At 58.1% G+C, this 18,718-nt stretch carries 19 protein-coding genes; 4 read left to right on the top strand and 15 right to left on the bottom strand.

Annotated features, from left to right (window positions below; translation table 11 throughout):
- The first annotated feature begins 97 nt into the window (after positions 1-97).
- Positions 98-826, top strand: coding sequence for a phosphonate metabolism transcriptional regulator PhnF (gene phnF / locus CU103_RS24850; RefSeq protein ID WP_106666722.1), 729 nt, complete (start codon positions 98-100; stop codon positions 824-826).
- 147 nt (positions 827-973) lie between these two features.
- Here phnF and CU103_RS24845 read toward each other — a convergent pair whose 3' ends face one another.
- The 13 genes from CU103_RS24845 to CU103_RS24785 all read right to left on the bottom strand — a co-directional run bounded on the left by CU103_RS24845 (position 974) and on the right by CU103_RS24785 (position 15,742).
- On the bottom strand, positions 974-2,065 hold the full coding sequence (locus tag CU103_RS24845) for an FAD-binding oxidoreductase (protein ID WP_106666721.1): 1,092 nt from the start codon (positions 2,063-2,065) through the stop codon (positions 974-976).
- A 20-nt stretch (positions 2,066-2,085) separates the two neighbouring features.
- Positions 2,086-3,333 carry an aromatic ring-hydroxylating oxygenase subunit alpha gene (locus CU103_RS24840; protein ID WP_106666720.1) on the bottom strand — a complete coding sequence of 416 codons (1,248 nt, stop codon included), beginning with the start codon at positions 3,331-3,333 and terminating at the stop codon, positions 2,086-2,088.
- 443 nt (positions 3,334-3,776) lie between these two features.
- A complete protein-coding gene (locus tag CU103_RS24835; protein ID WP_106666719.1) occupies positions 3,777-4,787 on the bottom strand; it encodes an IS30 family transposase in 1,011 nt (336 codons plus the stop codon).
- A gap of 766 nt (positions 4,788-5,553) precedes the next feature.
- Complete coding sequence (locus tag CU103_RS24830) at positions 5,554-6,441, bottom strand: DMT family transporter (RefSeq protein WP_106666718.1); 888 nt, start codon at positions 6,439-6,441, stop codon at positions 5,554-5,556.
- 376 nt (positions 6,442-6,817) lie between these two features.
- The gene (locus tag CU103_RS24825) at positions 6,818-7,138 is read right to left on the bottom strand and encodes a 2Fe-2S iron-sulfur cluster-binding protein (RefSeq protein WP_106666717.1); all 321 of its coding nucleotides are present in this window, start codon (positions 7,136-7,138) and stop codon (positions 6,818-6,820) included.
- A gap of 61 nt (positions 7,139-7,199) precedes the next feature.
- Complete coding sequence (locus tag CU103_RS24820; RefSeq protein ID WP_106666716.1) at positions 7,200-8,435, bottom strand: NAD(P)/FAD-dependent oxidoreductase; 1,236 nt, start codon at positions 8,433-8,435, stop codon at positions 7,200-7,202.
- 19 nt (positions 8,436-8,454) lie between these two features.
- Positions 8,455-9,390 carry a 3-hydroxyacyl-CoA dehydrogenase NAD-binding domain-containing protein gene (locus tag CU103_RS24815; protein WP_106666715.1) on the bottom strand — a complete coding sequence of 312 codons (936 nt, stop codon included), beginning with the start codon at positions 9,388-9,390 and terminating at the stop codon, positions 8,455-8,457.
- Positions 9,390-10,145: an SDR family NAD(P)-dependent oxidoreductase gene (locus tag CU103_RS24810; RefSeq protein WP_106666714.1), complete on the bottom strand. Its 756-nt coding sequence runs from the start codon at positions 10,143-10,145 to the stop codon at positions 9,390-9,392. Before CU103_RS24810 ends, CU103_RS24815 begins: the two co-directional genes overlap by 1 nt.
- Positions 10,146-10,161: 16 nt before the next feature.
- Positions 10,162-11,583, bottom strand: a complete 1,422-nt coding sequence (locus CU103_RS24805; RefSeq protein ID WP_106666713.1) for an aminobutyraldehyde dehydrogenase — start codon at positions 11,581-11,583, stop codon at positions 10,162-10,164.
- The gene (kce, locus tag CU103_RS24800) at positions 11,583-12,512 is read right to left on the bottom strand and encodes a 3,5-dioxohexanoate:acetyl-CoA acetone transferase (RefSeq protein WP_106666712.1); all 930 of its coding nucleotides are present in this window, start codon (positions 12,510-12,512) and stop codon (positions 11,583-11,585) included. Before kce ends, CU103_RS24805 begins: the two co-directional genes overlap by 1 nt.
- A gap of 1 nt (position 12,513) precedes the next feature.
- Positions 12,514-13,314: an SDR family NAD(P)-dependent oxidoreductase gene (locus tag CU103_RS24795; RefSeq protein ID WP_106666711.1), complete on the bottom strand. Its 801-nt coding sequence runs from the start codon at positions 13,312-13,314 to the stop codon at positions 12,514-12,516.
- 135 nt (positions 13,315-13,449) lie between these two features.
- Positions 13,450-14,589, bottom strand: coding sequence for an aromatic ring-hydroxylating oxygenase subunit alpha (locus tag CU103_RS24790; protein WP_106666710.1), 1,140 nt, complete (start codon positions 14,587-14,589; stop codon positions 13,450-13,452).
- 130 nt (positions 14,590-14,719) lie between these two features.
- Complete coding sequence (locus tag CU103_RS24785; RefSeq protein WP_106666709.1) at positions 14,720-15,742, bottom strand: GlxA family transcriptional regulator; 1,023 nt, start codon at positions 15,740-15,742, stop codon at positions 14,720-14,722.
- Between the two features lie 293 nt (positions 15,743-16,035).
- On the opposite strand from CU103_RS24785, the gene CU103_RS32905 reads away from it, so the two are divergent.
- Positions 16,036-16,302, top strand: coding sequence for a glycine betaine ABC transporter substrate-binding protein (locus CU103_RS32905; RefSeq protein WP_425350656.1), 267 nt, complete (start codon positions 16,036-16,038; stop codon positions 16,300-16,302).
- 14 nt (positions 16,303-16,316) lie between these two features.
- Positions 16,317-17,324: a GlxA family transcriptional regulator gene (locus CU103_RS24775; protein ID WP_106666707.1), complete on the top strand. Its 1,008-nt coding sequence runs from the start codon at positions 16,317-16,319 to the stop codon at positions 17,322-17,324.
- 45 nt (positions 17,325-17,369) lie between these two features.
- On the opposite strand, the gene CU103_RS32900 is transcribed toward CU103_RS24775, so the two are convergent.
- Positions 17,370-17,528: a hypothetical protein gene (locus CU103_RS32900; RefSeq protein ID WP_170117116.1), complete on the bottom strand. Its 159-nt coding sequence runs from the start codon at positions 17,526-17,528 to the stop codon at positions 17,370-17,372.
- Between CU103_RS32900 and CU103_RS32895 the strand changes: the two genes are divergently transcribed.
- On the top strand, positions 17,522-17,725 hold the full coding sequence (locus CU103_RS32895) for an acetoacetate--CoA ligase family protein (RefSeq protein ID WP_146147853.1): 204 nt from the start codon (positions 17,522-17,524) through the stop codon (positions 17,723-17,725). The genes CU103_RS32900 and CU103_RS32895 overlap by 7 nt on opposite strands.
- Before the next feature lie 58 nt (positions 17,726-17,783).
- On the opposite strand, the gene CU103_RS24770 is transcribed toward CU103_RS32895, so the two are convergent.
- On the bottom strand, positions 17,784-18,257 hold the full coding sequence (locus CU103_RS24770) for a thioesterase family protein (protein WP_245448993.1): 474 nt from the start codon (positions 18,255-18,257) through the stop codon (positions 17,784-17,786).
- Positions 18,258-18,718 lie beyond the last annotated feature (461 nt).

Below are 18,718 nucleotides of genomic sequence, written 5' to 3'. Positions count from 1 at the left end.
ACCCGAGGTAAACTGCGCAACATGTTTAGACATGTGTACATGGATGTGCACTTCGCACATTTTTGTGACAGTCGAATGACAGTCGGAAGAAGAAGAAATGTTAAATGAGACGAACCACGAATTGACGAACGAACTGCCGCGATGGAGGCAGATCGAATTGACGATCATGCAAGAGATTGATGCTGGCGCGTATAGGATCGGAGAAAGGCTTCCCGGTGAAAATATCCTTGCGCCCCAATTCGGCGTGACCAGAACAACCGTTCGCAGGGCGTTGAGTGAGCTACAAAACAAAGGCGTGTTGCGCATCGAGCATGGACGGGGCGCCTTCGTGGAGCGCCGTGTCAATTATGGGCTGGGCGCCGGCTCGTCTTTCAAGGCAAACCTTCGGGACGCAAGCCTGGAGCCAGCCGTGGAGATCCTTGCCAAGTTTGAAGTGGCAGCCTCACCGAACATCGCAAATCGGTTGCAGATTCCGGTCGGTGAGCCCGTTCTGATTATCGACACAGTCGGTAAGGCAAGCGACCTGACGATCTCGGTTGCACGCCATCACTTGCCTTTGCGATTGTTTCCAAACGCACTTGAGAGGATATCCACTTTCTCCTGCATCACCGAAATCTATCTGCTCTTTGGATATGAACATACGCGTCGTGCTCATTGTCACATTGAAGCGCGATTACCCTCGCCTGAAGAGGCAAGGCGACTTGAGCAATCGAAGACGGAACCAATCCTTGAAGTCCAAAGTGTAAAGAAAGTCGACCAGACGCCAATCGACTACAGTGTCGCCCGCTACTCTGCTGGCCGCGTTTCCGTGTATTTCGATAATTGAGGCGCGTGCCCTCTCGTTTTGGCGCAGCAAGGTCTGCTGCGCCGACGAGTTAACGACTGACTGATGCAGGCGTTCAGTGGGGAGGGGCCGCCCCAATTCGGGAAGCGGCTGCCAAGGCACAGCGAAGCAAAGCTCTGGGCGCTTAGCTCAAGCCTCAATGTCCAGAGCTGTCAACGGCTGTGAGCAGCAGGCGAGGATGAAGCCATCGGCAATCTCGTCGTCGAGAATGCCGCCATTGTGGCTCATTTCGACATCGCCGGACAGTTTCTTCACCCTGCAGGTGCCGCAAAGACCAGTTTCGCACGCGGCCGGGATCCTGACGCCTGAGCCGCGCGCCGTTTGCAGCACAGTCTGGCCGGCGACGCATTCGGCTTCTACACCCGAGAGCGCGAAGCGAATGGGCGTGATGACCTCGACAGGTGCTTTGAAGTCGCCAGTCGCCAAGAATGGCGCCGGGACTTGTTCTTCAACGGGCGCGGCGAAAGCCTCCTGTCGATAGCGCCTCATGTCGTAGCCGGAGGCTTCGAGCATCTGGCGCACGACCCGCATGAATGGATCGGGGCCGCAGCAGAATATCTCACGTTCGCGGAAATCGGGCGAGAGCAGTGGCAACCGCACGCCGTCGATGCGGCCGATATGGCCGAACCAGCCTTCACGGCTCGACCGCTCCTCGACGATGAAGCTGAGGGAAAGGCAGGGCATATGGGTAGCCAACAGTTCGAGTTCCTTGCGGAAGATAATCTCTTCCGGCCGCCGCGCGCAGTTGACGAAGCCGACATCGGTCAAGGGCGCACAGTCGTATAGCCAGCGCAACATCGACATCATCGGCGTGATGCCTGAGCCGGCAGAGACGAACAGATATTTGGCTGTCGAGTGGCGGTGTAACGAAAAATCACCGCTCGGCCCGTAAGCCTTGACAAATGCTCCTGGTCTTAAATTCTCGAACATCCAGCGCGAGCCAACACTGTCGGCCTGAGCCTTTACCGTCAGCGCAATCGTTAGGGGACGCGACGGTGAGGACGACAGCGTATAGGTCCGCATCAACGGGCCTGATGTGGTCGGCAGCTCCAGCGTGATGAATTGACCAGGCTTGTAGCGAAACCATTTGCCGCGGGAGCGAAAGGTGAAGGTCTTTACGTCTGGAGCCTCGTCTCTGACATCGACGACCTCCAGTTCCTGCAGCCGGTCGTTCCAAGGCATCATCTCATCGAGATCACGGAAGAGGCTAATCTGGTTCATGGCGCACTTCCGCTCTGCGCTCAAGCAACGGCTGCACGCTGCGGCCGGACATGCTCACGGAGCCGCGGCGCCATGAAGGATGCGTACCATTCCACAAACTGGACCACGCCGCCTTCGTGCAACTCCGAGTAGGGCCCTGGCTCGTAGGCGGGCGAACGGATGCCGAAAGCGTTTTCCTCCACTATGCGGCGGTCCTGATCGTTGGTCTCGGTCCAAACATGGGTAAGCTCGGCAAGGTCATAATCGACCCCCTCGACTGCGTCCTTGTTCACCAGCCATTTGGTGGTCACCGCGGTTTCGGTGGCACTGATCGGCAGCACGCGAAATGACACGGCATGGTCCCCGAGAATATGGTTCCAGGTCGTTGGGTAGTGATTGAATACCAGCGAGCCGATCTGGTCTGCGGTAACAGTTGCCGACAGGTTTTGGCGCACCGCCGGCTTGCCGGTCATTGTAAAGCTGACGGCGTCGTCTAGTAGCGGTACTCTGGTGGCACGATACTGCCCGGCCGGATCGACACGAAATTTGCTCGGCATCCCGAGCGCCTCGCATTTCGACCAGAGGGCCTGCGTCTCCGGGTCTTCCTCGCCCGGATGGATACCACCAGTCGTCGGCGCCTCCGGAAATGTCCTGCACAACTCCGGATGGTTGCTGGCGCAGTGGTAGCACTCGCGATTATTTTCCCAGACCAGTTTCCAGTTGCCCTTCTCAACAATCGTGCTCTCGAAGGCGATCTTCGACTCGCCGAGGCGATGCGGCAGAAGATAGGGCTCGATCAGGGCCCGCACGGGTGCGAAGTCGGTAGGCTCCTTGGCCAGGCAAATGAAGATATAGCCGCCAACGCTCTCGCAGCAGATTGGCTTCAGTCCAAACCGGGTCTTGTCGAAACCATCCGCCATCTGGCGCGCAAAGAGCAGCCTACCGTCAAGCTCATAGGTCCATTGGTGATAAGGACAGACAAGCTTCGCGGCCGCACCCTTGTCGGTATTGCAGATCCTGCTGCCACGGTGACGGCAAGAATTGTGGAAGGCGTTGATCTTCCCCTGCCGATCGCGGATTAACACCACCGGGTAGTCGCCGACCTGCACAGTGATGAAGTAGCCTGGCTTCGGAAGTTCGCAATCGTGGCCGATGAACAGCCACTCGCGATACCAGATCAATTCCATATCGAGCTTAAAGAAATCGGAATCAGTGTAAAACGGTTGCTGCAGCGAGAAACCCGGCTTGCGGCTCTCTAGCAGTCTCAGCATGTCATTATGCATATTGATACCCTATTCTTTACTGCGAGCCGTAGCTGATGGATATGGCGCGAAGAAACAGGGGCCGGCCTGTCAGCAGGCAGCTGTCCACTTCTTGTCCTCCCAAATCAGTCGCGTTTGGACGTCTTGCCCGCTGGCGGCCTTGTCAAAAGCCAAAACTACTCACCCTGTTCACGCTCGATAGTCCTAGCTAGAGCCCACAGTGGGGAGCACTAGTTGGCCATCTCGTTTCTTCGTGACATGTTTAGACATGTCTACATTCCTCTGCAATTCGCATAGTTGTGTGACACCGGGATGACAGATCAATCAGATGTACAGTTAGGCGAGCCCCGGTTGCTTGCTGCCGCAGTCAGGATTTACTAAAGCGCACGAAACGGCGCCGCCATGGCTCAAACTTCGTCTCGCTTGGTTATGTGAGTTCTCGCTGAAGCGCGACTTGCGATATCTGAAAGCTAGCCTGCCCGCCGTGTCTGTGCGAGCAGTTTTTGCCGGAAGACTTCTGCTGGCGTTTTATAGCCAAGGCATTTGCGTGGTGTTGCATTCAGTCTGTTGCAGATTTCCGTTAGATCACGGTCGCTGAGAGACAGAGGATCAACCTCTCGCGGCAGCCATTTCCTGGCCCGTCTGTTGGTGTTTTCGACGGTGCCTTTTTGCCAGGGCGACTGCCGATCACAGAACCAGGTTTGCGTTCCGATGCCTGCCTGCAGGTAAGGCCAATCGGTGAACTCGGTGCCACGATCGAAGGTGATCGAACGGCGGGCGAGATGGGGCAGGGATTGCAGCGCCTGGATCAGCCCATCCATAACAGGTTTTGACTGCCGGTCGTTGTTGCGCAGGAATACAGCAAACCGGCTGACGCGTTCAACCAGCGACGTCACGTTGGCCTTTCCGAACTTCTTGCGAAACTGCATGAGGTCACATTCCCAATGCCCGAACTGTTTGCGCTCGGCAACGACGTCGGGGCGGAAAAGAATGTTGACTTCCGGGCTGAAACGACGGCCATGGCGGCGCCGGGCATGCCTCGGCCGGCGTCTGGCCCGGTGCTCCGGCAGGTGCCGCCAAAGCTTGATCGCATGCCCGTCCGGCGAATAGGCGAACTTGTAGATCGTCTCATGGCTCACACAAACCGGATGCCGCTCCAGCTGCAGCCGGCCGGCTATCTGTTGCGGCGACCAGCCATGCATAATGCGCTCGATCACGGATTGGCGCAGATGCGCGAACCGTGCCAGCTTGCGCAGCTTGGCACGCCGGTCCCGCGCCATGTCGTTGGCCGTCACACAATAGTAGCCGTTGAGGTCGGGCATTTGCGAATCTGTGAAAGCATTGCGTCGCAGCTCGCGGAAAATCGTCGAGCGATGACGACCGAGCTTCTCGGCAATGACATCAACACCGATACCAGCCGTTCGCCACCGCGCAATCTTGCGGCGTTCATCCATATCAATCTGGGAGTAGGTGCGTTCCATGGGCAAGTCCTTGCATGTGATAAGCCATTGTTATCTATTGCAAGTCGCACTTCATCCTTGAACCCACCTTATGTTATTAACATATCGCATAAGTTCTATTATGGAACTCAACGGTCATTTCGCGTCAATGCGAAGTCTGAGTTCGAGCACTGCAGGCGAGATCCAGCGTCAGCGACGCTTCTGTAGGTCTGGGTATAGGTCTCGCGCCAACGCATTTGCAATCTCGTGCCAGTCGCGTCCGCCCGTTCCAGGAATTCGCAGCATCTCTGCTGCGGATAGTGCTGCATATCTCCGGCTATCTCATAGTCGATTGGCTATGAGCCGAGCACACCCGACACCAACGTAACCGCTCCTGTACGTGAGATAGATGTGGCTGCCGCCGAAACGGGTTCGGCGGCAGCCACGCGCCTTGGGAGGCAATAACAAGGGCAAACCTGTTAGAGACCGTCTCGCGAGAGCCGCATCGCCTGTTCGTCGCGCAACTCCAGCCAGATCTCGCAACGAGTCAGATGACCAACCGCAAACCCCGGCGAAATCATTCCTGATGGGCATTGTAAGCGTCTTCCCTATCGACTACGTGGCGCATTGGCCATCTTTTTAATTATTTCGGCCTCGCGCATCGCTGAATATGGTTGCCCTTCCATTTTTGGTGGCCGACAGGTGTGCGGGTAGCAGCGGGATCAGTGCTCTTCCCGATTTCTCTGGGCAGACGAGTATCCCTCTTGCGCCGCACTATTTCGTTTTTGATTGCTTTCCGTCATTAGTCCTAAATCCGTTTCCGGAAGTGCTCTGTGGCGACGATTAGCAGACCGGCGCCTATAATGAGTACAGCACCCACAAACACTTCGGCACGCGGCACGTCACCCCAGATGGCGAAGCCCAAAGCGAAGGCCCAGACCAGTGAGGTATATTCGAATGGCGCCACGATCGAGATTGGTGCACGTTTCATGCCTAGGAACAGCAGGAACTGCGCCACGCCGCCAAGGGCGGCAACGCTGATGAGCAGTAGAGATTCCATCCCCCCGGGCATTCGCCACCAGATCACAGCTGGCGCCGCTGAAAACAGCAGGAAATACGAATTGTTGAGCACCAACTGGATCGTTGTGCGCTCCTCCAGCGCTATCTTGCGAAGCAATACCAAGGCAATGCTCCACAAGAGTGCCGCAACCAGTACTAGAAGTACCGGCGGAGAGACGCCTAGGTGCGTTGGATCACAGGCGATAAACACGCCGACGAAGCCGACGAACACCGCTGCCCACCGCACTAGCGGTACGGATTCACCTAGCATCACCACCGACAGCACGGTGACCATGATCGGGGCGGCGAAATAGATAGTGGTGAGCTCCGCGAGTTGGAGCGAGCGCGCGGCGTTGTAGTAGCAGAGCCAAGCCGCGAATATGAATGCGCTACACACCAGCATCGGCCGTGCGATGGGCGAGTTCGCTGTCTCGATAAAGAGCTTCCGCCCGCCAATAGCTCCGCAGGCTGCAAGAATTATAATCGAACGGCAAACCATAATCTGCCATACCGTCATGCCCACGACGAGCAGCTTGATTGAGGCGTCCTGACCGGAAAACAAAAAATACGCGGCCGCAGTGAACAGGATGCCGGCCAGCACCCTTTCGCGATCGCCGAGAATAACGACATCGGCCATAATTGCTCCTAACAGGAAATGAAGAAAAGTCTCGGATGGGCGATTAACTTTTCGTAATGATCATCTGTCACGAAGAATCGAGAGAGACATCATTTCGTTCGACGAAGGGGCGAAGGCGACGTAGGAATTGTTGGTTCAGTCTGGTCTTGCAAATGCATGCTGTCGGGATGAACATCGACGTTGAGCCGTGCGCCATCTTGATCTGAATAGTGATGCCGGAGCGGATACCAATATGCGGGCCAGATGTTGGGACAGGCATAAGCACCAAATTCCGAACTGTCTGGCCCTCGAGGCGCGGAGCACAATCCGTTTATCCAGCCAATGCTGTATTTGGTTAATCTGTGAATGTGTGGTGACACGAGTTAAGCTCATCGCGTCACGACTGACGTTCGGGCACGTGCATGGTCAAACCCTCATGTTCTTCTGACACTTTGATCTGGCACGATAACCGCGACGTGGACCTGACGTCGTACGCGAATTCCAGCATGTCCGCTTCGATGGAACCTGGAGGCCCCACCCGTTCGATCCACTCTTCATCGACGTAGACATGGCATGTAGCGCAGGCACAAGCGCCGCCGCACTCGCTAACAATCCCTGGAATCGAGTTGCGAACTGCGTTCTCCATGACCGTCGAACCGGCCTCAACCTGAAGTTCAAAGGGTGTCCCGTCCTTTGCGATTATGGAAATTTTTGGCATCAATGCTTTCCCCTTGGATGTCGTGTGCGCGTGTCCCCGCAAGGCATCTGCAGCATGTATGTCACGGAAGGAGCGACTTGACATCCGTTGCCGGATCGCTGACTACGGTGGGATCAGGCGACGTTCCGGCCTCGATCAGTCGTTTGGCCACCATGTATACTCGTGGGTCGTTCATCGCATCGACGGCCAGCAGGTCGCCGCCGCGATAGTACCAATAGGAAACGCCGTCTCCCACACTTTTGCGCGTGGCCACATTGTCATAGCCCTGCGAGTAGCCCGCGATCTGTAACTTGACATCGAACTGATCCGACCAGAACCAGGGTTTCGCCTCGTATCCGGACGATTGTCCCATCAGTGCCTTTGCAACAGATTCGGCCTGCTCTATGGCATTGCCGACACTTTCCAGGCGGATCCGCCGGGATCGCCAGGGGAACGATGCACAATCCCCTGCGGCGTAGATATCCGGATCGGATGTCCGGCAGTCCTCGTCCACCGCGATACCGTTGTCGATGGTGAGGCCTGCGGCTTCGGCCAGCTCGACGTTGGGGACGACCCCGATGCCCACGATTACGAAGTCTATCGGAAGTACGCTGTTATCAGCGAGTTCCGCTGAACGAACGTGGCCATCCTCGCCGCTCAATCTCTTCAGCCCGGTGTCTTCGCACAGGACAACGCCCTCCTTGCCGTGAAGATTTCTGAAATAGGCGGACGTCTGCGGGCATGCAACGCGCTGGAGAATGCGCTGCGAGGCCTCGATCAAGGTAACCTCGAGCCCAAGCTTGGCTGACACGGCCGCGGCCTCCAGCCCTACGTATCCTCCACCCACGATCAGGACATGTTGCCCGGGCCGGAAGTGGTGAGCCATCGAATTTATGTCGGCTAGGTTCCTGACGTAGAATACGCCTTCAAGATCTCCTCCGATTTCGGCTGGCAGACTCCTTGGACGCGCGCCCGTGGTCAGGATCAGCCGATCGTAGGGAACGGTGGAACCGTTCGAGAGCCCGACCACCTTACTGACGCGATCGATGAACCCCACCCTCTCGGAAAGCCGAAGGTCGATCGACCTTTCCTGATAGAAGTTGATGGGGCGGAAATAGAGACGGTCTTCGGTCATTTCGCCGAGCAGATAACCCTTGGACAGCGGCGGCCGCTGGTAGGGAGGATGAGCCTCCTCTCCGATCAGAGTTATGGGGCCGGGATGCCCAAGCTCGCGAAGCTTGGCGCAGGCAGTGAACCCTGCCTGCCCCGCTCCAATCACCACGATACGTGCGCCTTGATCGATCGGATTGTTGCTCATGGAGATCACCGTTCTTTCCTTAGTTCGCGCGAAGCGGAGCAATCGCCTTCTGGATGCTTGCGATCAGCACATCCCGCTGCGCGGAGAGATCGGCCGGAGATTGGCCGTTGGCTTCCTGGGTCACGCCGGCGACGAGCGTTTCGGCGAGCGCTTGATCAAGATGAAGGACACCGAGATCGTCCCACCAGCGATTGAAGCTGTCCGTGTAACGTTCGCAGAAGGCCGCCAGACCACCCTCGCCAGCGCCAAGGTGGAAAAGCATGGTAGGGCCCATTGCTGCCCACCGGAGACCAGGACCCGCCCACATCGCCTTGTCGACGTCCTCGACACTGGCGACCCCGGACTTCACGAGATGGATGGCTTCGCGCCAGACCGCTGCCTGAAGTCGGTTCGCAACATGGCCGGGAACCTCGCGGTTGACCCGGATGGTAACCTTGCCCACCTGGGCGTAGAACCGCTCTGCGGCCTCGACCACGCCATCACCGGTGCGTTCGTTCCCCATTACCTCGACCAACGGGATCAGGTGCGGCGGATTGAAGGGGTGACCGAGCACGAACCTGCCGGGATCTTTCCAACCTTGCTGCATCTCGCTCAGAGTGAGGCCCGAGGCGGACGTCGCCACGACGGCATCCGCACCGAGCGAGGGGGCGATCTCGGCGTAGAGCGCGCGCTTGATCTCGATGCGCTCAGGAACGTTCTCCTGGATGAAGGAAGCGCCCTCAACCGCCTCGCTGGCAGACTTGCAGAAACGGACGCGGTTCGGACTGCCGTCTTTGACAAGACCGAGTGTTTCAAGTGTCGGCCAGGCGCGGTCGACGTATTCGCGAACGCTTTTTTCGGCCGAAGGCGAGAGATCGTGGACGGCCACCTCACGCCCTGAAGCAAGAAACAGGGATGTCCAGCTCGCTCCAATTACACCAGCGCCCAGAACTGCGGTTTGTATGAATTCGGTCATCAGAATAATCCAGGTTGAAGGGGCGATGCGGCGGTAAGTCCGCCATCGATGGTTATGCAATGCCCGGTCACGAAGGAGCTTTCGTCGGAGATCAGCCAGACTACTGCCTTCGCCACATCCTGCGGCGTTCCGAACCGGCGGGCTGGGTGGCGGGCCAGCGAATCGGCTCTGGCCTTCTGCGGATCCTTTGCGAGCGCGAACCCACTCTCCGCCATTTCTGTCATGATCCAGCCCGGACTGACCGCGTTGCATCGCACCATGGGACCATGGTCGACAGCGATCGACCGTGTGAGACTGTGAACGAACCCTTTCGAAGCGTTGTAGATCGCCATCGCGGGGTCCGCCACCATTGCAGAGATGGAACCGAGGTTCACGATGTTGCCACCGCGTTCGGCCATCCCCGGAAGCACCTCGCGGCACATGTTGAACACGCCTTTGCAATTCACACCGATAAGCTGGTCCCAGTCGCCATCGGTCGTGTCCGGCACGGTTTTCTCGATCTGAACCCCCGCGTTGTTCACGAGGACGCAGATGTCCCCGCGCTCGGCCGCCGACCCGACGATGTGTTTCACGTCTTCGGAACGGGACACGTCCCCGGTCACCCAGACGACATCCGGGTGGAGATCGGCAGGACGTTCGCCACGCCCGCAGGTGACGACGGTGGCACCGTCCTGCCGCAGGCGGTCGACGATGGCGCGGCCGATCCCTCGTCCCCCGCCCGTCACGATCGCAACTTTATTCCTAGCATTGGTCATATCACTCCGCCTCCTATTACCCGTGTGAAACCATGACGTGGCGGACCGAGGTGTATGCGTCGAGCGCGTGGATGGACATGTCGCAGCCCGTGCCCGAGCCCTTCATTGCCGCCCAGGGCATTTCCGGGGTCGCAACGCCGTGTGTGTTTACCCAGGTGAAGCCGTAGCGGAGGCGGCTCGTCACGTCCATCGCCCGGCCAATGTCCCGCGTCCAGACCGATGAAGCCAGACCGTAGCGCCCGGCATTCGCGACAGACAACGCCTCGTCGACCTTGGAAAAACGCGAGATCGTAATCACCGGCCCGAAGACTTCGTTCGCGGCGATCTCGCAGTCGTGGTTCACATTCGCGATCACGGTCGGTTTGTAGAAAAAGCCCGGCCCATCCGGGCGCTCGCCGCCGACTACGACCTCGCAAGTTTCGCGCGCACGGTCCACGAAGCCCGCGACCCGCTCCAACTGGTTCGCGGAGACGACCGGTCCCATCTGGGTTCCTTCAGCCTTCTGGGCTCCAACCTTAATCTCTGCGACCTGGCGCGCGATCTCGGCTACGAGCGCGTTATAAATGCCATCCTGCGCAATGATCCTGCACGGCTGCGCGCAATCCTGACCGGCATTGAAGAAGCTCCCATAGCGGATGGTCTGTGCAACAGCCTCGACGTCGGCATCGTCAAACACGATCACCGGGGACTTGCCGCCGAGCTCCAGGTGGACGTGCCTGATCTGCTGCGAGGCTGCGCGCATCGCAGCCATGCCGGTAGCGGGCGAGCCCGTCACGGCGATCGCCTCGATCTCAGGGGCGTTCATGAGCCTGTCGCCGATCGATGCGCCTCTTCCGTGGACCACGTTGAAGACGCCCTTTGGAAGAAGGTCCGCGAATAACTCCGCCGTCTTCAATGTGGACAGAGGTGTGATCTCCGAAGGCTTCAGGACGATCGTGCATCCGGCCGCGATGGCCGCGGCGATCTTCCAGGACGCCATCATCAGAGGATAGTTCCACGGTGTGATGGCCGCCACAGGGCCGACGGCCTCGCGGCGGATCATACTCGTATAGCCGGATACGTATTCCCCGGCGACGGGACCCATCATCGTACGAGCGGCCCCTGCGAAGAAACGAAACGCGTCGATCGTGAGCGGCATCTCGTCGTCGTGCGCGGACGGCCAGGGCTTGCCCACGTCCAGGCTCTCGAGTTCGGCGAGCTCCTGGCTATGCGTTTCAAGCACGTCCGCCATCTTCAGAAGAAGCGAGGAGCGTTCGGCAGGTGTGGTCCGCGAGAACCGATCGAACGCGGCAGCCGCGGCCCTTACGGCAGCGTCAACCTGGTCGTTGGTCGCCTCGTTGATCGTCACGATCTCGGTTCTCGTAGCTGGATCGAGAATTGGAAGAGGTTCGCCTTCGCCCGAGACGAACTCGCCGTTGATAAAGAGGTTGGTCTGCATCAGAACGTCACCTTGTCGCCGCCTTTGAGGCCGAGCCGCTCACGCGCTTCGTCAGCGGTGGCGACCTTTAGGCCAAGGTTTTCTATGATCGATCTGATCTTGCGCACCTGCTGGGCGCTCGACACCGCCTTTTCGCCGGGGCCGATGAACAGACTGTCCTCCATGCCCACCCGGAGGTTTCCGCCCAGGAGCGCGGACTGCGTCGTGAACGGCATCTGATGACGGCCGGCAGCCAGCACCGACCATTCGTAGTCGTTACCGAACAGCTTGTTGGCGATCGTGTGCATGTGCATGAGGTTGTCGAGATCGGGTCCGACACCGCCCAGGATCCCGAACACCATCTGCACGAAAAACGGCGGCTTCACCCAACCTTGGTCCACGATCCAGGCGAGGTTGTAGAGGTGGCCCAGATCATAGCATTCGAACTCGAACTTGGTGCCATGCCCTTCGCCGAGCTCTTTCACCGTGTACTCGATGTCGGCGAAGGTGTTCCGGAAGATGAAGTCCCGCGTCATCTCCAAAAATTCCGGCTCCCAGGAGTGCTTCCAGTTGGAATACTTCTCCAACATCGGGAAAATGCCGAAATTCATCGATCCGACGTTCAGGGAGGCCATTTCCGGGCTGGCCTTCGTGGCGGCGAGAAGACGCTCCTCTCGGGTCATGCCCAGCCCCCCGCCCGTGGAGACGTTGAGAACCGCGTTGCACGACTGCTTGATGCGCGGGAGGAACTCCATGAACAGGTCAGGGCGCGGATCCGGCTTGCCGTTCTCAGGGTTGCGCGCATGGAGATGAATGATCGCAGCGCCTGCTTCGGCCGCTTCGATACTGGCCGCCGCAATCTGCGACGGCGTGATTGGGAGGTGCTCCGACATCGTCGGGGTGTGGATGCCCCCGGTTGGCGCACAGGTGATAATTACCGATTTCGACATGTCAGAGCCTCATTTGTTGGACTTGTGCGGAAAGGCCGCCGTCCAGCACCCATAGTTGTCCGCTCGCGTACCTGACTTCGTCGCTTGCCAGCCGGTTCACGAGATTCGCGATGTCGTCCGGGGTGCCATAGTTGCGAATGGGGTGGACGTTCCGGACGGCCTCCTTCAACGAGTCGATCGTCCCGCCCTCGCCGCCCGACCCCGCGCCGGAAAAAAAACTTTGAAGCATCGGCGTATCGACATAGCCGGGGCAGATCGCGTTGACGCGGATGCTTTCGGGGCCGTGATCTACGGCCATCGCACGGGTCAGTGCATGCACCGCGCCCTTCGTCGCGCAGTAGGCCGCCAACCCGGGATCGGCGATAAAGCCGTCGTAGCTCCCGAAGTTGATAATCGAAGCCGTCAACCCGCCCGTCGCTGCCATTCGAAGTAGCGGCAGCGCGTGCTTGGAAGCGAGGAACGTTCCCGTCACATTCACGGCGAAGCTACGATTCCACTCGTCCAGCGTGGTGTGTTCAATGGTTTTCTCCAGCTCGATCCCGGCGGCGTTCACCAAGATATCGAGCTTGCCGGAATTCTTCCCCACCTCGGCCATCGCTGCAATGGTCTCCTCCTCCGAGGTGACATCGAGACGGATGAAACGCGCATCATCTTGAACTGCCGAACTCATGCTTCCGGCGTCCGAAAGGTCAGCCGCGTAGACGACGGCACCCTCCCTGACAAACCTCGCGCATATCGCCCGGCCGATGCCACCGCGTCCCCCCGTGACGAATGCGACTTTGCCTTCGAGGCGTCCGCTCATCACACATCTCCCTTTCGGATCGATTTCATGTGGTCCATCCACAGACCTTCGACGAACTTAGCCCCCATACGGGGAACGACCGGTCCACATTTCGCAGGGCGTGAAATACAGCTCGCTTACGGCCGCTGGCGTCGCTTACGCCGAAGACCTCGCATAGGCATCCAGGACGAGGCCGTGGAAATGATGCACGGCGTGCTCGGACTGCCCGGAGCCGTCCGGATCATTGACGATTCGGCCTTGCGTAAAGGCCGGCGTGTTCATTCCCTTTTGAACGCTTTCGACGATCTTGATGTCTTCGACCTGGAGAACCTCGTCGAGGTACTTGATGGTCTGGAGCTCCATTTCGTTCGGCTCCGTATCCTCAAGAAAGAAATCGTAGGTTTCGAGCGTCCGGTCTGGGCCCGCCGGAATGATGTTGAGAATGATGATCGAAGAACGGCCGGGGTACCGCATGATGCAGGTGTTCGGCCACAGCCACCAAACGGCGTGCGTCCTGACCGTGGCGTTCGATACATCGTAGGCGCTGTTTCCGGACTTGCCCGCATCAGCCATGTGGCTTGAATAGATCCCATGGGTGGTTACCTTGTAGGTGTCCATGTCGACGAGCGTGCAGAAGTCCTTGTGGGCCGTCGGGCAGTGGTAGCATTCGAGGAAATTGTCGACGACGTTTTTCCAGTTCGATTTGATGTCGTAGGTCAGTCGGCGCGCGAACGTGAGTTTGTCGATCTCGGGTGCCCAGTGGCGGATTTCCGTTTCAAGATCACCTGACTGGGAGCTTAGCGACGGCGCGTTCGGATCCAGGTTCACATAGATGAATCCGCAGAACTCCTCGACCTGAACCTGGTCGAGGCAGATTTCCTTCGTGTCGAATTCCTCCAGCGTTTCGGTATGCGGAGCGCGAACGAGCTGACCATCGAGGCGGTAAGTCCATGCATGATAGGGGCACATGATGCGGGTCGAGTTGCCTTCACCCTGCAAGAGAGCGTGAGCACGATGCTTGCAAACATTGTAAAATGCGCGAAGCACGCCTTCACGGTCGCGTACGACGGCGATCGGCTGCCCGGCAATCTCGACCGCGACATAGGAACCCGGCGTACGCACCTTTTCGACATGACAGACCCACTGCCAGGTCCTGGCGATGATCTGCTGCAGATCGACGTTATGCCATCTATCATCGGTATAGGCATCAGCCCTCAGGGACAGCGAGCGTGATGGGTTGGCCGAATATCCTTGCCGGATGGCTAAGAATTCATCTTTCGAAGGTAGCAAAGTCATGGCGGCTCCTCTCCGGATAACTGAGGCAAGGCACTGTTGGCATTGCACGGCAACTTTCCCGCCAAAACAGCTTGGCCTCTGCGCATGGTACGCCATCGATTTAACATATTTGGCCATTGGTTCTGATATGTCACTCTGCACCCGAGGATTTTCTGTGCATGGGCCAGGCACGGAACTCGAATGGTATCCGTCCCTCGACCCGATCCGTCCGCGGTGAAAGGCCAAATCGTTCGCGATATGCCCGGCTGAAATGGACTTGGCTCGCAAAACCTGACGCAATCGCGATTTCGGACATGAGCATGTCCGTTTGTGTAACGAAGCCGCGTGCTCTGTCCAACCGTATATCCCTATAGTAGATGGCTGGCGATTTACCAACATAGCGAAGGAACAGTCTGTCCAGCTGCCGATGCGATATCCTAACCTTGGTGCAAATCTCCGGGATGGACAACGCGTTCTCGAGATGCTGTTCCATGGCGACGATCGCTTGCCTGATTGCATCGGGCACATGGCTGCCCAAAGGTTCCCTGCTCGCCGGATTTTGCGAGGTCCCGGCCGGGCGAAGGGACGGATGGAAGATGTATCGCGCCGCCGCGTTGGCCAAGGCGTCGCCCGAACTCTCGCGGATAATGTGCAAAGCCATGTCCACCGAGGCGACCCCGCCACAACATGTAAAGCGCTTCTCGTCGCGGACGAAGATGTCCTCAGCGACATCGATGTCGCCGTGAAGTTCCTTGAACGCGTCAATGTGCTCGTAATGGACGGTGGCGCGGCGACCGCTCAGAAGACCGGCGTCAGCCAGGAGGAAAGCGCCAGTGTCCAGGGCGCCAATGATGCTTCCCGCTCGCGCCCATTTCCGGAGTGAGGCCAGCAGTTGCGGTGTTCTCCCGGTTTCCGGCGTCCAACTCGCCGACATGACCACGAGATCGAATGGATCGTTTTGGATGTCGCCAAGCTTCTGCGTCTCGACCACAAGCCCATTGCTTGCGACACATGGACCGCCGGGTGCGGATGCCAGGACCCAACGAAATCGTGTGAGACCCTCCAAATAGTTCGCGGCCCGAAAGGGATCGATAAATGCGGTGGTCGCCGCCAGGTTGAAACTGGGCGTCACGAGTATCAGAAGCTGTATGGCAAGCTGTCGTGTATCAAACATTGGCGAAAAATGTGCAGTTGATGACGTGATTAGTTAAAACACGGCTCGGCTTTATGCAACAGTTTTTAGCGGAAACAAAAAAGAAAAACGGGAGGATCACCATGTCTTGGAAAATAGCTTTGGCAAGCGGTATCGCGGCGCTCTCCGCCAGCTGGGTGCACGCGGCGGAATTGGGTGCGGTGAACGAGCTCATCAAGCTCGCAATCGACTAATGGACGGGCAGCAATCACCACTTGCATCGCCGCAACTTGCTCCAGACGGTGGGTCACAAGGTTACGGCCGGTTACCAGAATATGTGGCGAGCGGTTTCCGAAGGGCAACTTGATGCCGCGCTCGAGGTCTGGAGCTCGAATGTCACTGAGCAGTACAGGCCGTTGAACTCCGAAGGCAAGGTCGAAGATCATCTCGGTAGCCTTGGTTTGGTGGCTCGTGAGGGCTTCGTCTATCCGCCTCACGTCGCATCGCTGTGCCCAGGGCCTGCCGGATTGGCAAGCGTTGAAGAATTGCGCCGCATTTGCCACGTAGTTGCGACGCCGCGTCACCGCAGACAGATTTGCTAACTGGGACATGATCCATGGACACATCGGACACAAATAAGTTATTCCTGTTCTACCTGGCTCCTGAATTCACAATGCTGGCTTTCTCGTCGGCTCTGGAAGCACTTCGGCTCGCCAATCAAATCTTGAGTGATAATGCCTACGCATGGCGACTGGTCTCGGCCGACGGCGAAGCTGTCAGAGCGAGTTGCGGCCTCTCAATCAGCGCGGACCTTTCATTAGCTGAAGCAAGAAGGCAAGTCGCTGATGGTCTGGTCGTCCGGATGGCGATCGTGTGTTCGGGCCGAAATGTCCAGCACTACGTCGACAAGTGCCTCGACAGCTGGCTTCGCGAGTGCCGTAAGCGACGTATCCCTCTGGGAGCGCTCTGCACAGGTTCTCATCTTTTGGCACATGCCGGACTCCTGCGGGAGAAGCGTTGCACTATCCACTGGGAGAACTATCCGTCCTTTGCGGAACAGTTTACCGACACCTTGATCAGCCCGCATATCTATGAAGTGGACGATGAAATTTACACCTGCGCCGGAGGCACGACGTCTTTTGAGATGATGCTTCACATCATCGGACAGGACCTCGGCTCCGAAGTCGCTATTGAAGTTTGCCAACAAGCGATAGTTGCAGGTGTCCGCGACAGATTTGAACGTCAGAGACTCCCCTTCTCGCTGTCTGATCGCGTGAAGAATGAAACATTGAAAGCGATCATTCGCATGATGGAAGAGAACCTGACCGAACCTTTGCCGCTGGAGGCTATCGCGAAAAAAGTCCGCATATCGCGACGACAAATGGAAAGGCAGTTCAGTAGCGAGTTCGCCTGCGGTCCTGCTCGCTATTACGTCCGGCTGAGGCTCGAGCGTGCGAAGTCCCTCTTGAAACAGACGGGTATGCCTGTTGTGGAGGTGGCAGTGGCATGCGGATTTGTATCAGCGTCGCACTTCTCAAGAGCCTACCGCACAGCAGAAGGCTTGTCGCCTCACGAGACCCGCAATCCGAGAGGGCCGGAGTGGGCCGCAACGTTACCGGCGTGAATGCCGCCGGAGCAAGATCCACATCGAAGCGCTGTGCATCGGCACTTACCTGCTTGCCAGTGCGGAATCGCTCTCATCGGTCAGGACTTCGACGATGGCGTCCGCGTCGCGCTGTTCGTCAGGCTGGTGCAAGGTGTCGCGCTTGACGAGAACATCATCAATAAGATCAACACCAAGACTCGCACCGGCGCAATTCCATGCCACGTACCGGCGAAAATCGTACAGCTCGACGGTATCCCGCGTACGAAATCTGGCAGGAGCTTGCCGTTCGCGAAATCGTCCACGGGCTTGTGCTCAAGAACAAGGCAGCGCTCGCCAATTCCGGGCATTCAACCTCTACCGCAACCTGCCGGAGCCGCAGCGTGAAGGACCTCTCACAGCGGGCGGAGGGGAATTCTTGAACGCCCGTCTGGAATCAAAATTCGTCCGTCACGAGTCCTTGCGCCGAAGCTACGCGCGTCACTCGCGCGCCTTCCACTTGATCGCAATCGCCCTGCCCGCGCGGACAGGGACACCCAGTGACACGTGCTCGGCTTTCAAGCGTTTCAGGTTTGCGAGGATATCGGGAGGAAATGGCACCACCTTTGGACCTGACATGTCGACATGGAGGGACAGCTGTTCGGAGGTTGCCGCCAGCCATCCGTCGAGGTGACGAAGCTCCTGGTAGAAACGCATGCGCTTCTCGTCGTAGTCCAGCAGCTGGAATGTGGCGGTGACGCTGTGTCCGAAGTGGAGTTCCCGGACATAACAGACGTGCACTTCGGCCGAATAGCTCGTCAAGGCGCGCGTCCGGGCGTACTCGGCACCAAGCCCTATCTTCTCGAACGCGTCATCTCCAGCACGGTCGAAGAGGACGTTGTAATAGGCCATGTTGAGATGGCCGTTGTAGTCTATCCAGTCCTTCTCGATGACCATGACAGGCGAAACAAACATGGGGCAATGCACTCCAACTTTAGCCGCGGTGGCTGTGGCCTCGATACCAGGGTTGCATTAGGAATTCCTGTGCCTTCGGCATATTACTAATTTCCGACCATGTTTCCCTTGGACGGCGTGTTTGGCTGGAACTTTTCCAAAAATGCTACACTCTTGGCACGAATGGCGCTTGCGTCCACCCCGTACTGGCACAAATCGATGTAGGCATCACTTTTCATTGAAAGCGATCCAGACGGATTGGTAAATATCCTTCCTTGATTGACGTGAAATCGTTTTTAGAAGGGAGCAGATCATCGAAACACCCTTTCGCTTCGCTTACTGCGTGGACAGAAACAGTGCTGAAAGCTTGGGGTGGCCGCCGACAATAAACTATGCGCGGTTCGCCGCTGGTTTAGCATTTTCCGACAGGGCTCGCGCCTGTACGATGTCTTGGGGCCTCGCGGTGTATGGGCCGGGCCCCT

The sequence above is a fragment of the Phyllobacterium sophorae genome, from assembly GCF_003010965.1.
In the GTDB taxonomy this organism is placed as follows: Bacteria; Pseudomonadota; Alphaproteobacteria; order Rhizobiales; family Rhizobiaceae; genus Phyllobacterium; species Phyllobacterium sophorae.
This window is presented reverse-complemented; position numbering and strand designations above follow the sequence as displayed.

Coding starts and splice junctions, on each gene's coding strand:
- CU103_RS24835 (WP_106666719.1), bottom strand. CDS start 4,787: ATGGAACGCACCTACTCCCAGATTGATATGGATGAACGCCGCAAGATT.
- CU103_RS24830 (WP_106666718.1), bottom strand. CDS start 6,441: ATGGCCGATGTCGTTATTCTCGGCGATCGCGAAAGGGTGCTGGCCGGC.
- CU103_RS24785 (WP_106666709.1), bottom strand. CDS start 15,742: ATGTTTGATACACGACAGCTTGCCATACAGCTTCTGATACTCGTGACG.
- CU103_RS24795 (WP_106666711.1), bottom strand. CDS start 13,314: ATGAGCGGACGCCTCGAAGGCAAAGTCGCATTCGTCACGGGGGGACGC.
- CU103_RS24815 (WP_106666715.1), bottom strand. CDS start 9,390: ATGACCGAATTCATACAAACCGCAGTTCTGGGCGCTGGTGTAATTGGA.
- CU103_RS24825 (WP_106666717.1), bottom strand. CDS start 7,138: ATGCCAAAAATTTCCATAATCGCAAAGGACGGGACACCCTTTGAACTT.
- CU103_RS24820 (WP_106666716.1), bottom strand. CDS start 8,435: ATGAGCAACAATCCGATCGATCAAGGCGCACGTATCGTGGTGATTGGA.
- phnF (WP_106666722.1), top strand. CDS start 98: ATGTTAAATGAGACGAACCACGAATTGACGAACGAACTGCCGCGATGG.
- CU103_RS24770 (WP_245448993.1), bottom strand. CDS start 18,257: ATGTTTGTTTCGCCTGTCATGGTCATCGAGAAGGACTGGATAGACTAC.
- CU103_RS24810 (WP_106666714.1), bottom strand. CDS start 10,145: ATGACCAATGCTAGGAATAAAGTTGCGATCGTGACGGGCGGGGGACGA.
- CU103_RS32895 (WP_146147853.1), top strand. CDS start 17,522: ATGCCACGTACCGGCGAAAATCGTACAGCTCGACGGTATCCCGCGTAC.
- CU103_RS24805 (WP_106666713.1), bottom strand. CDS start 11,583: ATGCAGACCAACCTCTTTATCAACGGCGAGTTCGTCTCGGGCGAAGGC.
- CU103_RS24790 (WP_106666710.1), bottom strand. CDS start 14,589: ATGACTTTGCTACCTTCGAAAGATGAATTCTTAGCCATCCGGCAAGGA.
- CU103_RS32905 (WP_425350656.1), top strand. CDS start 16,036: ATGTGGCGAGCGGTTTCCGAAGGGCAACTTGATGCCGCGCTCGAGGTC.
- CU103_RS24775 (WP_106666707.1), top strand. CDS start 16,317: ATGGACACATCGGACACAAATAAGTTATTCCTGTTCTACCTGGCTCCT.
- CU103_RS24845 (WP_106666721.1), bottom strand. CDS start 2,065: ATGAACCAGATTAGCCTCTTCCGTGATCTCGATGAGATGATGCCTTGG.
- kce (WP_106666712.1), bottom strand. CDS start 12,512: ATGTCGAAATCGGTAATTATCACCTGTGCGCCAACCGGGGGCATCCAC.